The following is a 5,133-nucleotide window of genomic DNA, read 5'->3' as shown; positions in this document are numbered from 1 at the left end:
GCACACAGGCGCGCGATCTGGGGGATATAGGCCATAGGTGCGGCAATCCCTGCCCCGGCGCGCGCAATGGCCGGCAGTGCGAGCATGGCATGCAGCAGTTGCTCATTGGCGGCGAGACGCCCGTTCATCTTCCAGTTACCGATCACCAGCTTGGTGCGCATTCCCGACTCCCGTATTTCTTGCAATTGCCGGCATTATTCAGAGGGTAGAGGGCAAGCGTCAACCCGCAGCCGGTTTACACGCGTGCTGCAATGTAATATTTCTGCAAAGAAAGCAGGCTAGGATGCGTCCATTGAAATTTTTTGACGCTCAAAACCGGAGTCAGCATGAAACACACCCTACGCCTCGCTGCCACACTGACCCTGACCGGCGCCTTTATTGCGCCGGCCTTTGCTGCCGATATTACCGGTGCGGGTGCCACTTTCCCTTATCCGCTGTACGCAAAATGGGCAGAAGCCTATAAAGCCAAGACCGGTAACCGCGTCAACTACCAGTCCATCGGCTCCGGCGGCGGCATTAAACAGATCGAATCGAAAACCGTCGACTTTGGCGCATCCGACATGCCGCTCAAGCCGGAAGAGCTGGCCAAAAAAGGTCTGGTCCAGTTCCCGACCGTGATCGGCGGCGTGGTGCCGGTTGTCAACCTGCCGGGCATCAAGCCGGGGCAACTGAAGCTGACCGGCCCGGTACTGGCCGACATCTATATGGGCACGATCAGCAAGTGGAATGACCCGGTGATCGTCAAGCTCAACCCGGGCGTGGCGCTGCCGGACCAGAAAATCACGCCGGTACGCCGCTCCGACGGCTCGGGCACCACCTTTGTCTTTACCGACTATCTGTCCAAAGTTTCGCCAAGCTGGAAAACCGCTATCGGCGCCAGCACTTCGGTCGCCTGGAAACTGGGCGTAGGCGGCAAGGGCAACGAGGGCGTCTCCAACTACGTCAACCGCATCAAGGGTTCGATCGGCTACGTAGAATACGCTTACGCCAAGGTCAACAAGATCCCGCACGCCGCAGTTCAAAACGCGGCCGGCAGCTTTGTACAGCCGGACGACAAGAGCTTTGCCGCCGCTGCTGCAGGCGCAGACTGGAAGAACGCTCCCGGCTTTTACCTGATTCTGACCAATGCCCAGGGCAAGGACAGCTGGCCGATTTCCAGCGCCACCTTCATCCTGATGCAGCAGAAAACCGACAAGACCGAAGGTAGCGCCGAAGCACTGAAGTTCTTCAACTGGGCTTATCAGGATGGCAGCAAGATGGCTCTGGATCTGGACTACGTTCCAATGCCGGCCATAGTGCAGAACCAGGTACGCACTTCATGGAAACAGATCACCGCGACCAACGGTCAGGCCATCTGGAAATAAGCCCGCTAACACGGAACAGGGCAACGATGGCCGGGGATACCCTCCCCGGCTTTTTGCCTGCCTAAGCCCGAGTAGATTGAGTATGGAAAAATACCAGAACACCCCGCATCTGAAACGCCAGATGCTGATAGACAAGCTGTTTCGCATCAGCACACAATTTTTTGCCTTCTTCGTACTGGCCATGCTGGTAGGTATCCTGCTGTCGCTGGTGATCGGTTCGCTGCCGACCTTCAAGCATTCCGGCTGGAGCTTTCTGACCAGCACCGAGTGGGATCCTGTCGCCGAGAATTTTGGCGCGCTGGTCCCCATTTACGGCACGCTGATGACCTCCTTTATTGCCCTGCTGATCGGTGTGCCGGTCAGCTTCGGCATTGCTTTATTTCTGACCGAATTGTCCCCGATCTGGCTCAGGCGCCCGCTGGGGATTGCAGTTGAACTCCTGGCCGGCATCCCCTCCATCATTTACGGCATGTGGGGCTTGTTTGTGTTTGCCCCGTGGTTTGGCGACCATGTCCAGCCGTGGATCCTGGACAATATGGGCGAGTTGCCTGTCATCGGTTTCCTGTTTCAGGGCGCACCGATGGGCATCGGCATTTTCACCGCCGGCCTGATACTGGCCATCATGGTGATTCCGTTTATTGCCTCGGTGATGCGCGACGTATTCGAAGTGGTGCCGCCCATGCTCAAGGAATCGGCTTACGCCCTGGGTGGCACCACCTGGGAAGTGGTGCGCAATGTGGTACTGCCCTACACCAAAACCGGGGTGATCGGCGGCATTATGCTGGGGCTGGGCCGCGCACTGGGTGAAACCATGGCGGTGACCTTCGTCATCGGCAACTCGACTATTTTTGCCTCCGGCCTGTTTGAAGCCGGCAACTCGATTGCCTCGTCGCTGGCCAACGAATTTGCCGAAGCCACCAGCGAACTCCATCTGTCGGCGCTGATCTCGCTCGGACTGATCCTGTTCTTCATTACTTTTGTAGTGCTCGCCTGCTCCAAACTGCTATTGATGCAGCTGAAGAAACAGGAAGGCCATCATTCCTGATGAGCAATAACACCATGGAACAATCATTGATCCACAGCAGCAGCAAGGGCAGCCGCGTGAAAGATAAAAACTTCTCCCGCAACAATCCGGTCTACCGCAAGCGCCGGCTGATCAACGCCTTCAATATGACAGCCTCCACACTGGCCATGGCTTTCGGCCTGTTCTGGCTGTTCTGGATCTTGTGGACGCTACTGCGCCTAGGCCTCGAGGGCATGTCGACCGAGGTATTCACCCAGATCACGCCGCCACCGGGCTCGCAAGGCGGTCTGGCCAATGCCATCGCCGGCTCTTTGCAGATGACCTTCTTCGGCACGCTGATCGGTACGCCTATCGGTATTCTGGCCGGCATCTATCTGGCCGAGTACGGCAGCCGCGGCTGGCTGGCGCCGGCGACACGCTTTATCAACGACATCCTGCTGTCGGCACCCTCCATTGTGATCGGCCTGTTTATCTACGAGGTGTATGTGATCTCGGTCGGGCACTTCTCCGGCTGGGCAGGCTCGCTGGCGCTGTCGCTACTGGTGATTCCGGTGGTGGTACGCACCACCGAAAACATGCTGCATCTGGTGCCCAACAGCCTGCGCGAAGCCGCCATCGCTCTGGGTGCGCCGCAATGGAAAGTAACGATGTATGTCACCCTGCGCTCGGCCAAGGCCGGCGTGATTACCGGCATCCTGCTGGCAGTGGCACGCATTTCGGGTGAAACGGCGCCCCTGCTGTTTACCGCACTGAACAACCAGTTCTGGAGCGGCATGAACCAGCCTATGGCCAACCTGCCCATCGTGATTTTCCAGTTTGCCATGAGCCCGTATGAAGACTGGCACCGTCTGGCTTGGGCCGGCGCCCTGCTGATTACCTTCAGCGTGCTCACCCTCAATATCGTGGCCCGCTGGATGGGCCGCCAGAAAACACAATCGCATTAAGGCATCACCATGACCGAAAACGCTATCAAGCTGCAAGTCAAAGACCTGAACTTCTACTACGGCAACTATCAGGCGCTCAAGGGGATCAATCTCGAGATTCCGCGCAATCAGGTGACCGCTTTTATCGGCCCGTCCGGCTGCGGCAAATCGACACTGCTGCGCGTATTCAACCGCATGTTCGAGCTGTACCCGGGCATGCGGGCCGAGGGCGAGATTTTGCTCGACGGCCATAATATCCTTGGCCGCGATATCGACATCAACCTGTTGCGCGCCAAGGTCGGCATGGTATTCCAGAAGCCGACACCGTTCCCGATGTCCATCTACGACAACATCACTTTCGGCGTGAAGCTGTATGAGAACCTGTCGCGTGTCGATATGGACGAGCGCGTGGAATGGGCGCTGAAAAAAGCGGCGCTGTGGAATGAAGTCAAGGACAAACTCAAGCAGTCGGGCAACTCGCTCTCCGGTGGCCAGCAACAGCGCCTGTGCATTGCCCGCGCCGTCGCGACCCGGCCGGAAGTGGTGCTACTGGATGAACCGACCTCGGCACTGGACCCGATTTCGACCGCCCATATCGAAGAGCTGATCAATGAATTGAAGGCGGATTACACCATCGCCATCGTCACCCACAATATGCAGCAGGCCGCCCGCGTCTCCGACTACACCGCCTATATGTATCTTGGCGATCTGGTCGAATTCGGCGAAACCGATAGTATCTTCACTGCGCCCAAGAAAAAGGCGACCGAAGACTACATCACCGGCAAATTTGGCTAGACCATACAGATTTTAAAATTAGCATAAAAATACCAAAGGCAAAAATAACAACCCGATCCGGCCAGATCGGGTTTTTCTTTTCATATCAGCAGTTTCCTACGGGTTTTTCCCCGCTAAAATGGGTGTTATTATGCGAGCACCCGATACCAGCCTGGGCAGTTTCTGCCAGGCTTTTTTGCTTTTGCATCAAACAGGATCAAGTCGTGGACTTACAAGACCTCAATGACCTCAACAAAGCAGCAGACAAAGGCCGCAGCGATTTTATGCGTCTGGGTCTGGCTCTGCTCTTTATCGTAGGCGCAGTCATCTACAGCACCACTTTAGGCCATGTCAGCCTGCCGATGATGGTGGCAGCCGGTATTGGTGCCTATATGGCCATGAATATCGGTGCCAACGACGTCGCCAATAACGTCGGCCCGGCCGTCGGTTCCAAGGCGCTGACGATGGGTGGCGCACTGATTATTGCCGCCGTTTTTGAAGCCGGCGGTGCCATTATTGCCGGTGGCGATGTGGTCTCCACCATACGCAGCGGCATTATCGATCCCTCCCTGATTCCCGATAAAGCTGCCTTTATCTGGATCATGATGTCCGCACTGCTGGCCGCCGCGCTGTGGCTGAATATCGCCACCCTGGTCGGTGCGCCGGTGTCGACGACGCACTCCATTGTCGGCGCCCTGCTGGGGTCGGGCGTGATGGCTGCCGGCTTCGGCATTGCCAACTGGAGCAAAGTCGCCACGATTGCCGCCAGCTGGGTGATTTCACCGGTACTGGGCGGCGTGATTGCGGCGGCCTTCCTTTATTTCATCAAGCGGACCATCACCTACCAGAGCGACATGAAAGCGGCGGCAGCGCGCATCGTCCCCATCCTGATCGCACTGATGGCCTGGATCTTTACCAGCTACCTGCTGATCAAGGGCTTGGCGCGTATCTGGCCGATGAGCTTTAGCAGTGCCATGGCCGGCGGTGTCGGCATCGGACTGCTGACCTATTTCGTATTGCGCCCTGTCGTCGCCCGCCGGGCAAGGGC

5 protein-coding genes are annotated in these 5,133 nt (G+C 57.4%); all 5 read left to right on the top strand.

Translation table 11 applies throughout. The features are described from left to right. The first annotated feature begins 326 nt into the window (after positions 1–326). The gene (gene pstS, locus ACRC1E_RS05215; protein WP_438514050.1) at positions 327–1,364 is read left to right on the top strand and encodes a phosphate ABC transporter substrate-binding protein PstS; all 1,038 of its coding nucleotides are present in this window, start codon (positions 327–329) and stop codon (positions 1,362–1,364) included. A gap of 82 nt (positions 1,365–1,446) precedes the next feature. Then, positions 1,447–2,409, top strand: a complete 963-nt coding sequence (gene pstC, locus ACRC1E_RS05210) for a phosphate ABC transporter permease subunit PstC (protein ID WP_438514049.1) — start codon at positions 1,447–1,449, stop codon at positions 2,407–2,409. Between the two features lie 14 nt (positions 2,410–2,423). Then, a complete protein-coding gene (gene pstA, locus ACRC1E_RS05205) occupies positions 2,424–3,332 on the top strand; it encodes a phosphate ABC transporter permease PstA (protein ID WP_438514048.1) in 909 nt (302 codons plus the stop codon). Between the two features lie 9 nt (positions 3,333–3,341). Then, on the top strand, positions 3,342–4,106 hold the full coding sequence (gene pstB, locus ACRC1E_RS05200) for a phosphate ABC transporter ATP-binding protein PstB (RefSeq protein WP_438514047.1): 765 nt from the start codon (positions 3,342–3,344) through the stop codon (positions 4,104–4,106). 203 nt (positions 4,107–4,309) lie between these two features. Further along, on the top strand, positions 4,310–5,133 hold an 824-nt coding region (locus ACRC1E_RS05195), incomplete at its 3' end, for an inorganic phosphate transporter (protein WP_438514046.1).

Source organism: Craterilacuibacter sp., from assembly GCF_051659485.1.
Classification (GTDB): domain Bacteria; phylum Pseudomonadota; class Gammaproteobacteria; order Burkholderiales; family Chromobacteriaceae; genus Craterilacuibacter.
This window is presented reverse-complemented; position numbering and strand designations above follow the sequence as displayed.